The 16,494-nt window shown below is 64.3% G+C and carries 12 protein-coding genes; 4 read left to right on the top strand and 8 right to left on the bottom strand.

All coding sequences use genetic code 11. The features are described 5' to 3' along the window. Positions 1 to 47 precede the first annotated feature (47 nt). Complete coding sequence (locus AB0Y14_RS06130) at positions 48 to 863, bottom strand: hydroxymethylpyrimidine/phosphomethylpyrimidine kinase (RefSeq protein ID WP_436588303.1); 816 nt, start codon at positions 861 to 863, stop codon at positions 48 to 50. 144 nt (positions 864 to 1,007) lie between these two features. Between AB0Y14_RS06130 and AB0Y14_RS06125 the strand changes: the two genes are divergently transcribed. After that, the gene (locus AB0Y14_RS06125; protein WP_436588302.1) at positions 1,008 to 1,745 is read left to right on the top strand and encodes a queuosine precursor transporter; all 738 of its coding nucleotides are present in this window, start codon (positions 1,008 to 1,010) and stop codon (positions 1,743 to 1,745) included. Here AB0Y14_RS06125 and AB0Y14_RS06120 read toward each other — a convergent pair. Further along, positions 1,735 to 2,601: an MBL fold metallo-hydrolase gene (locus tag AB0Y14_RS06120; RefSeq protein ID WP_436588301.1), complete on the bottom strand. Its 867-nt coding sequence runs from the start codon at positions 2,599 to 2,601 to the stop codon at positions 1,735 to 1,737. The two genes, AB0Y14_RS06125 and AB0Y14_RS06120, sit on opposite strands and share 11 nt — an antisense overlap. Positions 2,602 to 2,904: 303 nt before the next feature. Here AB0Y14_RS06120 and AB0Y14_RS06115 point away from each other — a divergent pair, with 303 nt between their 5' ends. Beyond that, the gene (locus AB0Y14_RS06115) at positions 2,905 to 4,308 is read left to right on the top strand and encodes an amino acid permease (RefSeq protein ID WP_436588300.1); all 1,404 of its coding nucleotides are present in this window, start codon (positions 2,905 to 2,907) and stop codon (positions 4,306 to 4,308) included. Between the two features lie 46 nt (positions 4,309 to 4,354). Next, positions 4,355 to 4,807, top strand: coding sequence for an acyl-CoA thioesterase (locus AB0Y14_RS06110; RefSeq protein ID WP_129316211.1), 453 nt, complete (start codon positions 4,355 to 4,357; stop codon positions 4,805 to 4,807). A gap of 285 nt (positions 4,808 to 5,092) precedes the next feature. Here the strand turns inward: AB0Y14_RS06110 and AB0Y14_RS06105 are convergent, their stop codons facing one another. Then, a complete protein-coding gene (locus tag AB0Y14_RS06105) occupies positions 5,093 to 7,276 on the bottom strand; it encodes a glucose PTS transporter subunit IIA (protein ID WP_436588299.1) in 2,184 nt (727 codons plus the stop codon). A gap of 429 nt (positions 7,277 to 7,705) precedes the next feature. Beyond that, entirely contained in the window at positions 7,706 to 10,183 is a 2,478-nt protein-coding gene (locus tag AB0Y14_RS06100) for an HAD-IC family P-type ATPase (RefSeq protein WP_436588298.1), read from the bottom strand. 216 nt (positions 10,184 to 10,399) lie between these two features. On the opposite strand from AB0Y14_RS06100, the gene AB0Y14_RS06095 reads away from it, so the two are divergent. Further along, the gene (locus AB0Y14_RS06095) at positions 10,400 to 11,587 is read left to right on the top strand and encodes a hypothetical protein (RefSeq protein WP_436588297.1); all 1,188 of its coding nucleotides are present in this window, start codon (positions 10,400 to 10,402) and stop codon (positions 11,585 to 11,587) included. A gap of 91 nt (positions 11,588 to 11,678) precedes the next feature. Here the strand turns inward: AB0Y14_RS06095 and purL are convergent, their stop codons facing one another. The 4 genes from purL to AB0Y14_RS06075 all read right to left on the bottom strand — a co-directional run bounded on the left by purL (position 11,679) and on the right by AB0Y14_RS06075 (position 16,437). Further along, complete coding sequence (gene purL / locus AB0Y14_RS06090; protein ID WP_436588296.1) at positions 11,679 to 13,982, bottom strand: phosphoribosylformylglycinamidine synthase subunit PurL; 2,304 nt, start codon at positions 13,980 to 13,982, stop codon at positions 11,679 to 11,681. Between the two features lie 39 nt (positions 13,983 to 14,021). Continuing rightward, complete coding sequence (gene purQ, locus AB0Y14_RS06085) at positions 14,022 to 14,831, bottom strand: phosphoribosylformylglycinamidine synthase subunit PurQ (protein ID WP_436588295.1); 810 nt, start codon at positions 14,829 to 14,831, stop codon at positions 14,022 to 14,024. A 6-nt stretch (positions 14,832 to 14,837) separates the two neighbouring features. After that, complete coding sequence (gene purS, locus AB0Y14_RS06080) at positions 14,838 to 15,089, bottom strand: phosphoribosylformylglycinamidine synthase subunit PurS (RefSeq protein WP_129316205.1); 252 nt, start codon at positions 15,087 to 15,089, stop codon at positions 14,838 to 14,840. 160 nt (positions 15,090 to 15,249) lie between these two features. Then, a complete protein-coding gene (locus tag AB0Y14_RS06075) occupies positions 15,250 to 16,437 on the bottom strand; it encodes a polysaccharide deacetylase family protein (protein ID WP_436588294.1) in 1,188 nt (395 codons plus the stop codon). Between the last annotated feature and the right edge of the window lie 57 nt (positions 16,438 to 16,494).

The following is a 16,494-nucleotide window of genomic DNA, read 5'->3' as shown; positions in this document are numbered from 1 at the left end:
CCAGGTCCATCGCTCTGACAAGCGGTCGGGCCGGCGGCTCGTTTGCGTCAGGAGGCCTCGTTGACCTGCTTCAGCGTGTCGAAGGGTGCATGGGAGCTGATGCGGGCCTCGATCCCTCGGGTCACGAATGACTTGGCGTTGCGGGCGGCCTGGAGCGGCGTCGCCCCCTTGGCGAGTTCGGCCGTGACGGCGGCAGCCAGAGAGCAGCCCGCCCCGGCCACTGCGACCTCTCCGATCTTGGGCGAGGAAAGTATCTCCGTGGTCTCGCCGTCGTAGAAGACGTCGACGGCGTCCGGCCCCTCGATCCTGACCCCGCCCTTGGCCAGAACGGCGGCACCCGACCGCTCGTGAATCCGCCGCGCGGCCTCTTCGAGATCGGCGACGTCGTTGATCCGGTCCATCCCCGACAGGGAGAGAGACTCGAAGTGATTGGGCGTGACGAAATCTGCCAGCGGAAGAATCTTTGAGGTCAGGGCCTTGTCCGTGTCCAGAGCGGCGCCCGGTTCCTGCCCCTTGCAGATCAGCACCGGGTCCAGCACGATGTTCTTCGGGCTTTGCCGGCGCAGCGTCGCGGATACGGTGTCGATCGTGTCGGGAGACCCGAGCATCCCGATTTTGACCGCGTCCAGGTCGTACGCGGTCGTGTTGACCTCGAGCTGGTCCGCCAGCGTCTGCTGGTCGATCGGGAGGACACGGTGGCCCCAGTCGTTCTTCGGATCGAAGGAAACGATGCACGTCAGCGAGAGGCACCCGTAAACCCCGAGCGCCTGGAACGTCTTGATGTCCGCCAAGGCGCCCGCACCGCCCGTGGCCTCGGAACCTGCGATGGTCATGGCAACGGGAGTCTGAGAAGTTGTAGTCATACCTCCATTATCCAACCGCCGGGTAAGATTTTCACGGCTCGGGTGGCAGACGAGCCCTGACGGCGCTCGGCGCCGCATCGGAACAGTCGAACCACGGTTTCCCTGCTCGGGGCGAAGCCGCGTCAATACAGATTGGTGACCACAATGCAGTCCACCCCCACAGGGCCCGGCACGCCGGGAACACCCGGCCACGACACAACACCCGGTGCGCCGAACGGACCGACGTACGCGAGACGTCCGAAAACATACTTCGACCTGCTCCTGGCGCTCTACTGTGTGCTCCTGATCCTCTCGAATATCGGCGCCACCAAAGGCGTCGCCTTCGGGCCGATTCTGACCGACGGAGGATTCTTCCTCTTTCCGCTCGCGTATGTTCTAGGCGACGTTGTCACCGAGGTCTACGGGTTCAAGGCCGCACGCCGAGCCATCATCACCAGTTTCTGCGCCGGGGCCTTCGCCTCCCTGAGCTTCTGGATCACGATCATGCTGCCCTCTGCGGACTTCTATGAGAACCAGACGGCCTTCGAAACGGTTCTCGGTCCGGTCCCCAGGATCATCGGTGGATCGTTGCTCGGATTCCTCGTTGGCCAGCTCCTCAACGCATGGATCATGGCTCTCATCAAGAAATGGACCCGCGAGCGGTTCATGTGGGTCAGGCTCATTGGCTCGACCCTCGTGGGAGAGTTCGCTGACACCCTGATCTTCTGCACGGTCGCGGCGCCGATCCTCGGCATCCAGCAGTTCGGCGACTTCGCCAATTACGTGGTGGTTGGCTACTTCTACAAGTGCCTGATCGAGGTCGTCCTGTTGCCGATCACGTATCCGACCATCGGATGGTTCAAGAGGCACGAACCCACGTACCCCGGCGCGGTCAGTCGGTGAATCCGGCGATCTCGCCGATGTCCATGAGATAGGCGAGTTGCGCCTTGAGCGTCTTGACCGCCGGGCCCCGGACCTCTTCCGGGACATCGGCGTATATCTCCGCCGCCAGGGTCGAGGCGGAGGGGCCCAGGTCGTCGTCGGAGGCCTTGAGGCGCCTGCGGAGATCATGGATGCGATTCAGCCTGTGGTCCAGGAGGCGCTCGCAGGCCTCCTCGAGGAATTCGCCGTGGGGCCCGTGGGCGGGGAGGACGGTGAAACCGGGTTCGTCCTTGAACACGCGCAGCGTGTCCAGGTAGTCCTCCAGGTCGCCGTCCGGGTAATCGAGCATCGTGGTTCCGCGGCCGAGGATGGTGTCGCCGGTGAGGATCATGCCGTCGTCGAAAATGCTCAGGCAGATCGAATCCGCGGTGTGCCCGGGAGCGTGCCACACGCTGATTTCCACGGGAACGTCTTTGAGCACCTCCTCGTCCTGGAGCCGGCCGGCCCCGATGCACAATTCCCGGTCCCAGGCCCGCACGGGGGCTCCGGTCAGGTCGTGCAGCGCGGGGACGTTTCCGACGTGGTCCTGGTGCCAGTGCGTCACGACGATGAGAGCGACATCGACCGCCGCCGCGATCGCTTCGGCATGGTGCTGGTCGGCGGGCCCCGGATCGACGACGACGGCGCGCGGCTTGGGTGCCCCTGGTTCGGGCGGGAAGGACTCGCCCAGGTCGCCGATGACGTAGGTGTTGGTCCCTTCCAAGGTCATGGCGCTGGGGTTGTCGACGGTCAGGAATGCCGTGTGGGCGCTCGTTCGAACCCACGCGTGCGATTCCGGCACGGGGGACGAAGACATGCAGCTCGAAGAAGCACTCATGGCACTAGTTCATCACACCTCGCCTCGGCACGCCTGTCTCCGGCCCGGAAACCTCGCGACATCTTGCGGTTTCATCGGGAATCGTCCCGTCGCGGTCGGGCCGCAGGGGGGGGGCGAGACACCTGATCCCATCGGGTCCTCCCGCGAAAAGGCGCCTGTCATGAAGCGAATACCGATGGTCGGCAGGACCGTGTTGCGCGCGTGGGCGCGGCACCGACCCGCTCGTGTGGCGTGACCGCGTGAATTCGCGTGATAATAGCTGAACAGTTGCTCGCATCACGGAGGAAGGGCCTCGGCCGCTCTATGGACAAGACTACGAAGGACGGAGCTCTCGCGCGCTCGTTGTCCCATGAACAAATGACGATGATCGCCCTCGGCTCCGCGTTGGGCACGGGCCTCTTCCTGGGGTCGGGCGCGGCCATCGGTGTCGCCGGCCCCGCGGTGATCATTTGCTACGCGATCGGTTCGTTGATCGCGGCCATCATCGCCTGCGCCGCAGGGGAGATGGCGGTCAAATATCCCGTCCGAGGTGGCTTCGGCACGATGGCCGGTCGTTTTCTCGGGCCCTTCGCGGGCTTCATGACCCGTTGGGCCTATTGGGCGACCACGGTGTGCGTGGCCGGTGCCGAACTCGTGGCCGTGGCGACGTACCTCAAATTCTGGTGGCCCGAACTGCCGCTGTGGGTCGGGATCCTGGTGTTCGCGCTCGTCATCGTCTTCCTGAATGCGTACAGCGTGAAGTCCTTCGGATTGGTCGAATTCTTCCTTTCGGGGATCAAGGTCATTGCGGTCATCGCCTTCATCGTCATCGGTTTGATCATTGTCTTCTTCGGTCTGCCGAGTCACCCTGCCGAGGGGATGCGTCACCTGACCGAGAACGGGTTCATCCCCAACGGACCGAGCTCGATCTGGCTCGGAATGGCCGTGGTCATGTTCTCTTTCGGCGGCGTCGAGTTGATCTCCATCTCGGCCGCGGAGGCGAAAGATCCCGTGCGGTCGGTCCGCAGCGCGGGGAAGGCAACGATCTGGAGGCTCGCGACGTTCTACGTGCTGGCACTCTTCGTGGTCATGGCACTCATGCCCTGGTCCGCGGCTGCCGGCACCGGGGACTTGTCCTCGAGTCCGTTCGTGATGGTTTTCTCGGAGGTCGGGATCCCGGCGGCTGCTGCCGTCATCAATTTCATCGTTCTCATCGCCGCACTCTCCGCGGCCAACGCCAATGTTTACGCCGGGACACGGCTCATCCATTCGCTGTCCTACCAGGGCATGGCGCCCCGCGCGCTGCAACGGACGACGCGGCTCGGCAGCCCGGCGCGGTCGCTCGCCATGTCCTGTGTCGGCATCCTGGTGGTGATCGTGCTGGCCCTCGTGACCGAGAATGTCTTCCTGATCATGATGTCCGTGATCACCACGTTCATTCTGGTGGTGTGGATGCTGATTCTCGGTTCCTACGTCAGCTACCGACGGAAGAACGGTGCCTCCTCCGAATTCCGGCTGCTGGGCGGGGCGCCGACGGCGGTACTCGGAATCCTCGGGCTGGTCGCAATTTTCGCCGCCGTGCTCTCGAGCCCCGACATGCGTCTCCCGGGCTTCGTGGCACTGTGCTTCTACGCGTTCCTGACGGCCGTCTACTACTTCTTCGTCCGTCGGTTCGTCGGCAGTGACATGGACGCATTCGACGAAGCCGAGGTGGCGACGAGCGGATAGCCGTTCCCGGCGGCGTCGTCGCCCGGAATATCGATAGGCTAGTGATATGAGTTCGCGAATCCTGACTGTGGAAGTGCCCCTTCGCTGGGGCGACATGGACGCCTATCGGCACATCAACAATGTCGAGATGGCTCGGATCATGGAGGAAGCCCGTGTGGCCGCGTTCGGTCCCCCTCCCGCGGCACCCGGCGCCGAGCTCACGGATGCTCCGATCCCGCTGTTCACCCAGTTGCCCAGCGGCACCCAAGCGCTGGTAGCGGAGAACCACATCAAATACCGCGCCCCGCTGTCCTACAGTCGGCAGCCCGCCAAGGTCGAGGTCTGGGTCGAGAAGATCACCGCAGCGAGCCTGACCATCGAATACCGGATCTATGATCCCCAGAGCGGCGTGCGGTGTGTGGATGCCTCCACCGTGCTGGCATTCTTCAACGAACCCACGAGCCGGATCGTGCGCATCTCGCCCGAGCAGCGGCAACTCCTCGAGGAGACTGCTTCCTGAGGGCCTGAAATACGTCGTCGGATCGACGTGGTGCTTTCCGGCCGAGGTGGCAGTTTCGTGCGTGTCCGCGTCGCGGGCGGAGGCGCACCGGGCCCGGGCCGAGCATCCGTTTCAGGTGCTTTTCTCCGGCCGGCGTGCGGGTCGGTGGTCGCGTTGAGAGGGTGTTGCCCGATGGGGTGGCATCTACCCCTCTTTCGAGGGGGTTCAACCCCCACAAGGGAGAGGTAAGCGCCACTGGATCGGGTCAACGCCTCCGATCCGGGCAGCGTCGACCATCGCAGAGGGTCAGGCCGTGGTGACCCGGATGATCGGGGTGCCCAGCCCCGCCCGACCGCCGGGAAGCCCCTCGACGTCGGCGAATTTGGGGGTGTTCGTGACCACGACCGGCGTGATCAGGGAGCACCCGGCCTCCGTGATGACGTCCCGGTCGAAGGTCAGGAGCTTCTGGCCCGTTTCGACACGATCCCCCTTGGCAACCTCCGGCGTGAACCCTCGTCCGTCCAGACCAACGGTGTCGATGCCGACGTGGATCAGCAGCTCGACGCCCGAGTCCAGCCGAAGACCGAGAGCGTGGCCCGAAGCGGGCGTCGCGATGATCGTTCCGGACTGGGGTGCGACCACAGTATTTGCCGTTGGCGTGATGGCCACACCCTGACCCAGCTTCCCGCCCGCGAAAATCGGGTCGGGTACCTCCGACAGGGCCACGACGTCGCCCTCGAGCGGCGCCCCGACGGTCACGGCGTCGTCGTCCTGGGGCGAGCCCGACTCTCTGGTCGCCGCTTCCTGCCCCCGGCTCTCGGCCCAGGGCTCAGTGGCGACCCCTGCGCCTGTCGCGTTCGTTGCCGTGGCCCCGCCGGAAGAAACGGCGGCCGGCGTCGGCCTTGAGGCTTCTGGTTCATCCGCGGCCGCACGGATCCTGTCGCCGGTAGGGACCTCGTCGGTCGCGACGCTCTGCTTGGCCAAGTCGGTCTCCCGCTGCTCCCGAGAACGGAACCCGAAGACCAAGACGCCGGCCAGACCGCCGAAGAAGGCTATGGCCAGGCCGATGGCGAAGAGCGGAATCGGCTGCATTGCCGGGATCGAGAGCAAGGACGTGAAAGCGAAGGCGTAGGAACGCACGCCGAGCCAGGAGATCAGGCCGCCCGCGATCATCGCCGGCACCAGGATCAGCGGAAAGACGCGCTTGTACCGGAGGACGACGCCGTAGAGCGAAGGCTCCGAGATCCCGCCGAGAAGCCCCGAGACCGCGGCGCCCGTGGCGACCTGGCGAAGTTCCTTGTCGCGGGCCGCACGAATGGCCACGCCCGTGACGACCCCGAAGACCGCGAAGTTGTAGGCGGCCATGGGGGACTGGATGAAGTCGTACCCGAGGGTCGAGAGGTTCGAGATCATCACGGCGTTGAGGGGCCAGTGCAGGCCGAGGGGAACCATGAACAGGTACGACCCGGCGACGACGACCCCCACGATCGCCGGATTGATGTCATTGAGCCACTGGAACACGTTCGAAATGCCCAACCCGAGGTTGACGCCGATCGGACCGATGATCAGCGCGGTGAGGGGAACCATGATCAGGATCGAGATCATGGGAACGAAGACCATGTGCAGCATGTTCGGAATGATTTTCTTCAGCAACCGTTCCAGCGGCGCCAGGACCGCAACGGCGAACAGCGGCGGGAAGACCTGGCCCGTGTAGTTGAAGAGGTACAGGGGAACGCCCCAGTCGCCGATGTGGAAGAGCGTGAGATGCCCGGCGTCGCCAGCCATCGTGGACAGGCCACGGAACGCATCCGTCATGAGGGCCGCCGGGATCGCGGCCCCGACCCACATGTTGGCCCCCAGCCTCTTCGCGGCCGTCGCCCCGATGAAGACCGGCATGAAATTCAGAACCGACATGGCCGCGCCGAGGAGGATGAACCAGAACGGGAACTGTGAGCGCCACGTGTTCATCAGGTCCTCATTGGCGGCGTCGTCGCCCACCTTGGGGCCATTGACCAGGTCCACGGTCACGTTCTGCCCCGCGAAATTGGTGTAGTGACCGAACACGCCCAGCTGCTGGAGCAGCACGATCAGCGTCAGGATCATCGAGGAGCCCAAGAGGGCCCAGAGGACTGGGCGGAACGAGTCCGAGAGAACATCGAACATTCGGGTGATGATTCCGGCCTTCTTCTCGCCGGAACTCTCCGCACTCTTCGACCCGCTCGACGACGACCCGGCCTCCCGGTCCATGCCGGGAAGCTTGGTCATCTCGGTGTAGACCTCTGAGACCTCGTTGCCGATGACGACCTGGGTCTGGCCTGCTTGCTCGATGACCGAGAGGACACCGTCGGTCTTCTCGATCTGCGACTTGTCGACCTTGGTCCTGTCGCCGATGGTGACCCTTAGACGGGTCGCGCAGTGGGTGAAATAGTCGACGTTGTCGGCCCCGCCCAGTCCGTCCAGAACGGATTTCGCCGTCTTCTTGTAGTCCACAGATGACTCCTTGATGCATCGACCGACAGTGGATGCCGATCGTCTTAAGACACAAAAAAGACCCGAGCCGCACGCCACCACCACAACCACGTCTTCGCGTACGACGGGTCACGAGGCGCCAGTCCCGACAGCGAATGTTCGGGTCAGGCCTCATGGTGAAGCCACCGGGACGGTGCCCGGTGATGCGACTCAGGTCTTGCCTGCTGTTCCAGTAACAACCCTGAGGTCTCGACGCTGCGCGCCGAGCCGAGAATGACACTACCGGCTGGTCATAACCTGCGCAAGGATGTAGTGCCGGGGAAATGTTGGCAGGTCATAACCTACGGGATCCGGGGTTTTGCTGTTCGGTGTTGCCAAACCGTGAAGTGGCAAAGTTGTGCAGATTCGGTCGCGCATCGGGCACAAGACTGCCCCTCGCGCAGGAGAGAGTCAGACCTCGCCGGAGGCGACGCCCGCCCGGAAGGCCTCCGACTGGTGCTTGCGCATCCAGGACCGGTGCACCCAATAGTTCCCCTCAATGAGCGCGCTGCCCGCCACGGCAGTAATCAAGGAGGCCCAGAGGAGGTTCGCTTCCGGGACCTGGAACTCGTGGTACATCAGCGACCACGGGATGATCAGCACGAGAATCAGGGCGGCATACATCGCCAGCAACAATCCGCCTCGCGCAAGACTCAACGGTCGGGACCCCACGCACAGGATCCACAGGCCGACCAGGACCAGGACGATGAAGTTCGCCGTCTGGATCTGTTGCTGCACCTGGAGGCCGCTGGGATCCAGATGCTTGGCGTAGAAATTCACCGCGACGATGCACAGGGTCACGACGACGGCGCTCGGCAAGGCAAAGTGCAATGCCCTGCGCAGGAACCCGCCGACGTACCGGCGGTTGTTGGGAAGCATGGTCAGGACGAAGGACGGGCCACCGATGATCAGCAGGTCGGCCGTGGAGTACTGCCTCGGCAGGAAAGGGAACGTCCACGCGAGGAGCCCCAGGACCACGCCCATCATCACGGCGAAGCTCGTTTTCGTCAGGAACAGATTGGTGACCCGCTCGATGTTCGCAATGATTTTCCGGCCCTCCGCGAGGACCGAGGGCAACCGCGAGAATTTCCCGTCCAAAAGCACCAGGCGGGAGACGGCTTTCGTCGCCGGTGCCGCGTTGCCCATGGCGATCCCGAGGTCTGCGTGCTTGAGGGCCAGGGCGTCATTGATGCCGTCACCGGTCATGGCGACGACTCGGCCCCGCTCCTGGAGCCCGGACACCATGTTCTTCTTCTGATAGGGGGAGACCCTGCCGAAAACGTTGTGGGACAGCGCCGCTTCGACGAGTTCCGGGCCGTCGTCGGGCAGCCGAGACGCATCTACTGCACCGTTCTCGGCGTCCATTCCGGCGCGGCGGGCGGCGGCGGCCACCGTTGCGGGGCTGTCTCCGGAGAAGACCTTGAGATCGATTTCCTGCTCCGTGAAGTACCGCAGGGTTTCCTCGGCGTCGTCGCGCACGTGCTCGCGGAAGGTCAGGAGTGCCACCGGGCTCCAGGCCTCGGGCAATTTCTGGATGGGGCGGGCGTCGTCGTCCCTGGCCAAGGCGTCGGCCCTGGCCAGGACCATGGTTCGGAACCCCTCGGAGGCCAGAGCGCTCGCCCGGTCGAGATTGTCGGTGTCCTGGAGGAGCACCTCGGGAGCCCCCAGGATCCAGGCGCCGGTGCCCGGGAACTCGACGCCCGAGAACCTGTTGGCCGACGAGAATCCGAGCACGCCGCTCGGTTGCTCTTCGGGGCGCCTCCGGAAGTCGTGGGCCAGCGCCGCGGCGGTCGGGTTCGCGTTTTCGTCGTGCCCAAACCAGGCCAGAGCTTCCTGGGCGGCATCGTCGAGGCCCTCGTGCGTCCCCAGGCCGTGGGCTCGCGCGTACGTCACCCCGCCTTCCGTGAGGGTGCCCGTCTTGTCGAAGCACACGGTGTCCACCCTGGCGAGGACCTCTACCGCGGGTTGCTCCTGGATGAGGACCTCATCGCGTGCGAGCTTGACGGCCGCTACGGCGAAGGAAATCGTCGTCATGAGGGCCAGCCCCTGGGGGACCATCGACGCGACCGAGGAGACCGCGACGACGAGAGCGTCCTCACAGTCCCCGCTCGAGAATGCTCGATGCCATCCTCCGACGGCCTGCATCTGGCCATTGAGCACCACCAGAATGATCGGAACCAGCGCGATCGAGATCCATTTGACCACCCGCTCCGTCGCGGCCCGGAGCTCCGAATTGATCGGGGCAAACTGACGGGCTTCCTTGGCCAACCGGGACGCATGGGACTTGTCGCCGACGGCCGTCACACGGACCCTGCCCGAACCGCCGACCACGGAGGACGCGGAGTACACCCTGTCGCCGGGTCTCTTGACCACGGGGTCGTTTTCCCCGGTCAGCAGTGATTCATCGAGATCCAGCCCGTCGGCGGCCAGGACCTCGGCGTCGGCCGGAACCTGATCGCCGCGCGAGAGAAGAAGGACGTCGTCGAGCACGATCTCCTCGAGCGGCACGGCCGATGCGGCCCCGTCGCGAAGCACTCTGGCCGGGTCCCGGCGGAGCAAGGCAATTTTGTCCAGCTGCCGCTTGGCCGAGAATTCCTGGACGAACCCGATGATGATGTTGGCGAGGGCCGCGAGGGAGAAGAGGAGGTCGAGCCAGCGTCCGAGGAGGATGATGACGACGGCGCATGCGCCCAGGACGAGGTTGAAGAGCGTGAACAGATGGGTCCGGACGATGGCCCATACGCTGCGGGAGGTCGTGTTCGGCTGGACGTTCGTCAGGCCGTGCTGGGTGCGTTCCCGGACGTCCTCGGCTGACAGCCCTTTTCGGGCGAGGTCCACATCATCGGCGCGCGCAAGCCGGGGCGGGGTGTCCTTGGTCCGACTTGGCATCAATCTCCTCGGGGGTTCGCGGCGTGCGGTATCCAGTTTACGGGCGTGTTCCGCGAAGTCGGAGTAGACCAGGCTCTACTTCGGGTTTCCTGGTTCTTGTCGAGGAGATCGGGTGTTATGGTCGGGCTACGCCTTTGAAAGTGATACATATTACATTCACTGCGGGTCGCTCGACGTCCGCGGCCTTCCATCGCCCCGCAACAGAACGGACAATCCATGGACACCATGTACGCGGCAGTCGTCCTCCTGGCTTGCATTGCCCTGGGCGAGTTGGTCTCGTCCCTGACGCGCGCACGAATACCATCGCTCCTGGTGGCCATGCTCGCGATGGCGGCGTTGACCCAGACCGGTGTGTTCCCGGCGTCCATCGCCAAGGCCTCGATGTTCGTCGGCATGGCGACCATCATGCAGCCGGCCATCATGGTTCACATGGGCACGCTGTTGCCGATCGCTTCGTTGAAGAAACAGTGGCGGCCCATCGTCATCTCGGTGGCCGGAATGGCCTGCGCGACTGTCCTGATCCTGCTGGTCGTGGGGCTGGTCTTCGGATACGGGACCGCCGTGGCCGGTACGGGACCGTTGGTCGGAGGGATCGTCTCGACCCTCCTGACCACCGAGGGGCTCAGTTCGGTGGGGTTGACCACCTTGGCCACCATTCCGACCCTCGTGCTTATGCTGCAGGCACTCCCCGCGATGCCTCTCACGGCGCTCTTCCTCAAGAGTCACGCGCGCCGCCTGATCGACAGCGGTGAGGTCCGGGTCGAACGAGACCCTGACACCGGGGCGATTCAGCTCTCTCCCGAAGCGCAGGCGGAAGCAGATCGTAAAGTCCGGGTCAAACTGCCGGCGTCCATCCGGGAGAACCAGTTGGTTCTTCTCTTCATGGTCGTCGCAGGCGGAGGGCTGGCCATGTACCTGCAAGGACTCACGGGGGTCTCCTACAGCATCTGGGGGCTGGCCCTTGGCATCGTGTGCGTCTGGACCGGGGTCCTGCCCCGCGCGTCTCTCGAGAAGGCCAGCGGATTCTCCCTGGGCATGGTGGCCATCATCATCGTGGTCGCGGTGCCGCTGATGGAAGCGTCCCTCTCGCAGATCGTGACCTCGCTGGGAGCGGTCCTGCTGATCTTGGCCACCGGCATGGTGGGGATACTGATCGGTGGTGCGGTCGCGACGAAGCTCCTCGGGTGGGACCTGCGCTTGGGCATGCCGGTGGCGTTGACCGCGATGTTCGGTTTCCCCGGGGACTACCTGATCACCACGGAAGTTGCCCGGACATCCTCGGACGACCCCGAAATGCAAAAGTCAGTTCAGGACAGGATCCTTCCACCCATGCTGATCGGCGGATTCACCAGCGTCAGCGCCGGATCGATCGTGATCGCATCGATTCTGATCAAGACGTTGTGACGCCACCGTAGGGTGTCCGACGGTGTCATGAAATGGGGCGGGCCCCCGACCACGACCGTGGTCGGGGGCCCGCCCCAGACGTGGTGGAGAGTCAGCCGAAGTATTTCGGCAAGGTTCCTGACCACGCCTCTCTCAGCTCCGCGAGCGGCACGCTGGCGATTCCCTGGAGATCCAGAGCGTCATTGACGGCGTCGACCACACCGATGCGGGCAAAGGCATAGCCGCGTGCGGTGCACATGTCCTTGAACCGCACTTCTTCGGTGCGCGGGACCGAGCAGACCGCGCGTCCCTGGGATTCAGAGAACAGCAGGGTGAACTCGTCGACGTCGTCCCGCTCGGCGACCTCTCCCAAACCGATGCGTGCACCGACGCCGAAGCGCAGGCACGCGTCCGCCAGGGTGGCCGCGAGGCCGCCCTGGGACAGGTCGTGCGCGGCGTCGATCATGCCGTCCCGGGACATGTTGACGAGCATGTCTCCCAACAATTTCTCCTGAGCCAGATCGACTCGGGGCGGGCGGCCGCCCAGGTGCCCCTTGAGCCGGGCCCACTCCGAACCATCCAGCTCGTCCGCCGTGGTCCCGAGCAAGTAGATCGCGTTGCCGTCCTCGGTCGGGGCCCAACCCGACGGGGTCCTCCGGGTCACATCATCCATCACACCCATCATCGCGACGACCGGGGTCGGGTTGATGGCCTGGCCCCCGGTCTGGTTGTACAGCGAGACATTGCCGCCAGTCACAGGCACGCCGAGCTTCATGCAACCATCGGCGAGGCCGCGGACCGCTTCGGCGAACTGCCACATCACGTCCGGGTCCTCGGGTGAACCGAAGTTGAGGCAGTCCGAGACGGCGACGGGTCGCGCACCCGCCGTGGCAACGTTCCGGTAGGCCTCGGCCAGTGACGCCTTGGCGCCCTCATAAGGGTCGAGGTATGCGTAGCGGGGATTTGCGTCGGTCGCCAGGGCGACACCCAACCCGGTTTCCTCGTCCACGCGGACCACGCCGGCGTCATCGGGTTGGGAAAGCGCCGTATTGCCCTGCACGTAACGGTCGTACTGGTCGGTGACCCACTCCTTGGAACACAGGTTCGGTGAGGCCATGAGCTCGACGATGGCGTGGGCGAGGTCGGCGCCCGCCGGACGATGCCTGCCCGCCTCGGACTCGGAGAACCGGTCCGCCTGTGTGGCATCCTGCCCAGCCGGCCGGCTGTACGGCCGTTCGTACGTGGGGCCGTCGTGAGCCACGGTCTTCGGGTCGACGTCGACGATGACCTCGCCGTCCCATTCGATGACCAACCGGCCCGAGTCGGTGACGTCTCCAAGCACCGAGTACTCGACGTCCCACTTGTCCATGATCTCCTCGAAACGGGCCATGTTGGCCGGAGTCACCACGGCCATCATGCGTTCCTGGGATTCCGACATGAGAATCTCGCCGGGAGTCAGGGTGCTGTCTCGCAAGAGCACTTTGGTGAGGTCCACGTGCATTCCACCGTCGCCGTTCGAGGCGAGCTCCGACGTCGCACAGGAGATCCCCGCCGCGCCCAGGTCCTGGATTCCCTCGACCACGGAGTCCTTGAACAGTTCGAGGCAGCACTCGATGAGGACCTTCTCCGCAAACGGGTCACCGACCTGCACGGCAGGGCGTTTGGACGGCTTGGCGTCGTCGAAGGATTCGGAAGCCAACACCGAAGCGCCACCGATACCGTCCCCGCCGGTCCTGGCACCGAACAGGATGACCTTGTTTCCGACGCCCGACGCGTTGGCCAGACGGATGTCCTCATGTCGCATGACGCCCACGGCCAAGGCGTTGACCAACGGATTCGCCTGGTAGCAGGCGTCGAACTCGACTTCGCCACCGATGTTCGGCAGCCCCAACGAGTTCCCGTATCCGCCCACCCCGGCGACGACGCCGTGGACGACCCGCTGCGTGTCCGGGTGGTCGATGGCGCCGAAACGCAGGGGATCCATGACGGCCACCGGGCGTGCGCCCATCGAGATGATGTCGCGAACGATGCCGCCCACGCCCGTCGCAGCCCCCTGATAGGGCTCGACGTAGGAAGGATGGTTGTGGGACTCGATCTTGAAGGTCACGGCCCAGCCGTTGCCGATGTCGGTCACACCGGCGTTCTCACCGATCCCGACCATGAGGTCCTTCTTCATCTCGTCGGTGACCTTGGCGCCGAACTGTTTGAGATGGACCTTGGACGACTTGTAGGAACAATGCTCGGACCACATGACCGAGTACATGGCCAGCTCAGCGGCGGTGGGGCGGCGTCCGAGTATCTTCTTGATGTCCTCGAACTCGTTCTCCTTGAGGCCGAGCTCGGCCCAGGGGAGGTCGGTATCCGGGGTGGTCCGTGCGTGATCGACGGTGTCCAGGTTGAACTGCTGTTCGCTCATGAAAGTGTGAATCCTTGTTTTGGCTCGGGGCGCGGGAGCTCAGGCGGCGACGATCTGGCGCAGGAGGGATGTGAACAAGCGCAAACCATCCGAACCGTAGCGCATCGCTACTTCCTCCGTGCCGGAGGAGGATGGGCCGAAGCCCGGTTCGACGGCGTGTTCGGGGTGCGGCATGAGGCCCACGACGTTGCCCCGTTCGTTGGTCACCCCCGCGATGTCCTGGCGGGAGCCGTTCGGATTGCCGCCGACGTAGCGGAAAACCACCCGGTTCTCTTCCTCCAACTGGCGCAGTGTCCGTGCGTCCGCGACGTACTGGCCGTCCTGGTTCTTGAGCGGGACCACGATCTCGCCGCCTCGATCCAGTTCGGCCGTCCAGGGTGTCTCGGTGTTCTCCACGCGGAGCCTCTGGTCGGTGCAAACGAATTTGAGGTGGTCGTTCTTGATCATGGATCCGGGGAGGAGATGCATCTCCGTGAGGATCTGGAAACCGTTGCAGATACCGAGGACCGGCAGCGGTTCGGAGCCGGAGGTGCCGTCCGCGGTGGCGGCCCGATGGACCTCGCGCATCATCGGGGCCTTGGCGGCGATGGATCCGGCACGGAGGTAGTCGCCGTAGGAAAATCCGCCGGGAATGATCACGGCGTCCACCGATTGGAGGTCGGAATCCTTGTACCAGAGCGGTACGGGAGTCCCGCCCGCAATCCTGACCGCGCGGGCGGCGTCGCGGTCGTCCAGAGTTCCCGGGAAGGTGACGACGCCGACGCGCACGTCGGCCAGGCGCTCATTGGAGACGTCGGGGGCCAGATCCGCGATCAGGGGTACTTCTGCGGAGGGCAGTGATTCGGCCATGCTCGTTCAGTCCTCCGCAACGGAAACGTTGACGACGTCCTCGATCACCGGGTTGGAAAGCAATTCCTCTCCGGCCCGGCGAGCTTCCTCGAGGTGCCGCTCGGTGACCTCGCCCTCGACGGTCAATTCGAACCGCTTGCCCTGACGGACCTCGGTGAAACTGCTCAGACCGATGTGAGGCAATTCGCGGGCAATTGCCTTGCCCTGCGGGTCGAGAATCTCCGGCTTGGGCATGACGTCGACAATGATTCGGGGCATCCGTCGCTCCTGTACGCGTTGAGGGGTCTTCAGGCGCGCGGATTCCGTTGCCGTCTCACGCCGGACGCGAACGACCCGGACGCTCCGCGAGCTTGCTTCACCAGTCTAGCCGGTGAAAGCGGCGGCTGTGTCCGGGTCGTACCGATCGGGGCTGGGAGGCCTATTCGTCGGTTCCTGAAATTGATTTGGGACGTTGGGGGTCCAGGACCGTGTGCGGGTCGAAGAACTCATTCAGCGTCTCCGACGTGCCCTCGATCGCGTGCTTCAACGAAATCCCATCCACATTGATCCGTGCCTGCCGCAGGTAATTGCCCCCGGCCTGACCCCAGGCCGGGACCGAAGCATCAACATTGAAGAACGCGTTGAATCCCTGCGACTTCAAATACTGGAACTTCTCGTTCTCGTAATCACCGATCCCGGCAATATCGGCCCCGAACGGGTAAATCAACAGATCCGTCTTGCCCACGATCGGGGCGACCTCGGCCTGCCACTTCTCGTTGTCGGCCCGGATATGATCCACCGGTGACTTCGTGAAATTGATATGACCCCAGGAGTGGCTGGCGAACTCCCACCCGGCGGCCTTGATCGCATCCGCGACCTTCGTCGCATCCTTCTTGTCCTGATTCAGGTTCTTGTTCTGGTCCTTGTAGGAGATATCCGACGTCCGGTACCCCAGGACCCCGTTGTACCCGGTCATCGCGATCACACCCTTGGCCCCCTCGTGGGAGAAATCCGGGTGGTCCTGGAGGAATTCCTCCACGATCGGCAAGTGGTCATAGGCCCCGACCTGTTTCTTGCCGGCAGCGTCGCGGTATTCGTTGACGATCTTGCCGTCTTTGACGATCAACCGGTCGGGGAACCCGTCGCCGTCCATGTACTCGTAGTAGGAGAGGTCATCGAAAGAAATCACCAGCGGTTTCTTGCCTTCGGGCAGCTCCAGTGGTTTCAGCTCGATCCCGCCGTCGGGGGCGGTGGTGTAGAGCTGGTGCGGGCTGACCAGGATGTAGTTGCGGTCGTAGACCTGCTGGATGATCTTTTTGAATTCGTCGATGGTGACCATGTAGTCCAGGTAGCCCTTGGCCTCATCGTCGCCGTCGAAGGCGCGCTTCGGGTCGGCGACCAAAGAATGGAAGAACAAGTGCGAGACCATGGTGTTGTCGGCCCACGTCGCCACCGGGCCCTGCGGCGAAGCCGAGGCAGACCCCGAAGCCGAACCAGAGGCACCTGACGAGGCGGAGTGCGAAGCATCATTGGCAGGTTCGGAATCCTTGGACCCGCACGCGCTGAGTATTGCGGCACCCGCGAGCGTTGATGCGGAGATGACGGCGGTCCGGCGGCTGATCTTCACAGGTATGGCTCCCGTTGACGTGAGGAAAATTATGGGGCCGTCCCAGGTTCCCACGAA

The sequence above is a fragment of the Rothia sp. HC945 genome, from assembly GCF_051370785.1.
Lineage (GTDB): Bacteria > Actinomycetota > Actinomycetes > Actinomycetales > Micrococcaceae > Rothia.
Note: the sequence above shows the minus strand (reverse complement) of the source record. Positions and strands in the feature narration are given on the sequence as shown.